The 1929-nt window shown below is 42.6% G+C and carries 2 protein-coding genes; one reads left to right on the top strand and one right to left on the bottom strand.

Annotated elements, in window-relative coordinates:
• The first annotated feature begins 78 nt into the window (after positions 1-78).
• A complete protein-coding gene (locus AB6D58_RS24270) occupies positions 79-987 on the top strand; it encodes an IS5 family transposase (protein ID WP_017065109.1) in 909 nt (302 codons plus the stop codon).
• Between the two features lie 249 nt (positions 988-1236).
• On the opposite strand, the gene AB6D58_RS24265 is transcribed toward AB6D58_RS24270, so the two are convergent.
• Positions 1237-1929 (bottom strand): IS110 family transposase (locus AB6D58_RS24265; protein WP_372158779.1); only part of this gene is annotated, 693 nt, incomplete at its 5' end.

The following is a 1929-nucleotide window of genomic DNA, read 5'->3' as shown; positions in this document are numbered from 1 at the left end:
GGCGTTGTTGCCTAAATTAGTTGAACCTTTTCCAAGTCCTGTGATCTGATCATTTGAAACGATTGGAATGGTGGTGATATGGGTAAAGCAAACAAGAAGATAACTAACTGGACGGAGTACAATAAGGCTCTTTGTAAACGTGGTTCGGTTACATTCTGGATAGATGATTCAGCCGTAGATGCATGGCGATGCAAAACTCATCATGGTAAGCGTGGGAGAGGCTTTCAGTACTCTGATACAGCGATTGAAACCGCCTTGATGATTAAGGGCATCTTCTCTCTTCCTTTACGTGCTCTTCAAGGCTTTATCGACTCTATCTTTGAGCTATTAGATGTTCCACTAACGTCCCCTGACTACACCTGTATCAGTAAACGCTCGAAGACAGTTCAGGTCAAATATCGCAATAAATCGAGAGGGGCTATTCGCCATATAGCCATTGATTCTACTGGCCTCAAAGTCTTTGGTGAGGGGGAGTGGAAAGTGAAAAAGCATGGTACAGAAAAACGTAGGACATGGCGCAAACTGCACTTAGCTGTGGATGTGGATACTCACGAAGCGATTAGTGCGGAAGTCAGTCTTGTAAATGTAGGCGATAGTGAAGTGTTACCGACGTTACTCAACCCACTACGTAGAAAGGTCGCTGCCGTATCCGCCGATGGAGCATATGACACAAAAAATTGCCACGAGACTCTGAAAAATAAAGGCTGTACTCCGTTAATACCGCCTCGAAAGAATGCAGCTCTTTGGGAAGACGGTCATCCCAGAAACAAAGCGGTAATGGCTCTGAGAGATGGAACAATATCGGAATGGAAAACAGAGTCTGGTTATCACTATCGTTCAATATCTGAGACTGCTATGTCCCGATATAAAGGACTAACAAGCGATAAATTGAGCTTGAGATGTTACAACGCTCAAGTGGGCGAAATCATGGCGAATGTCAAAGCGATTAACAAAGTCATAGGACTAGGTATGCCCGTTAGAAGCTAACGGCTAGCTACATATGGTGTCGTTGATCTTCAAGCTGATTTGATCATATATGGACACTTCCTATTGGCAAGTAGTAAATCTGAAAGTTTTAGGTAAAAGATTGCAGACATATATCCGAGTTCAAGGACTCTTAATGATTTCCGCTGAGCATGCTCTTATCAACAACACGAACTTGAAAGTCCTAAGATCAAATCAGAGTTCCATACTCACGGTCTTACCTGTTTTCTCATTTCCACTTCATGCGCAATTTTAGATAGATAGTAATTCAGGATTATAGTGTTGCTGATTAGCCAATAAAGCCCATGCAATTCGAGCATTCCGATTAGCTAGTGCGACTATTGCAACATTCTTGTGTTTTCGTTTCAGTAAGTCATTCAACCAGCGGTGAGTATAAGTGGTTGGCTGTTGCTTTAAGTGCCCAAGAACAGCTCTTGCACCATGCACTAGTAGTCTTCGTAAATAGCCATCCCCCCGCTTGCTTATACCAAGCAATACTTGTTTGCCACCCGTTGAAAACTGCTTAGGTACAAGTCCAATCCATGCAGATACCTGCCGTCCATTATTAAAAGATGCGGGGTCACCTATACTTGCAACAAGTGCGGTGGCAGTTATAGGGCCAATTCCAGGGATCTCTGCGATTCTTTTAGAATCAACATTCGTACTGTGCCATTGTTCAATTTCTTTTGTTAACGCACTAATTCGTGAAGAAAGCTCATCAATTAGTTCTTTTAAATGAGTAACCACGCAGCGAATCGGTGGCGTCAAATTATTTTCAGCATCCTCTAAAACCAGAGGGAGCTGCTTGTTAAGTGATGCACTTCCTTTAGGAAAGACAAGACCAAACTCAGCCAACAACCCACGTAATTGATTAGTTTGGCCAGTTTTCATTGAAACTAACCTTTCTCTAGCTTTGTGAACAGAAAGGATTGATTGCTGTTCAAT

This window comes from Vibrio sp. 10N.239.312.D08 (assembly GCF_041466145.1).
GTDB classification, from domain to species: domain Bacteria; phylum Pseudomonadota; class Gammaproteobacteria; order Enterobacterales; family Vibrionaceae; genus Vibrio; species Vibrio crassostreae_C.
This window is presented reverse-complemented; position numbering and strand designations above follow the sequence as displayed.

Bases quoted from the DNA above. Each gene is read 5' to 3' on its own strand.
- AB6D58_RS24270 (WP_017065109.1), top strand. From the start codon at position 79: ATGGGTAAAGCAAACAAGAAGATAACTAACTGGACGGAGTACAATAAG.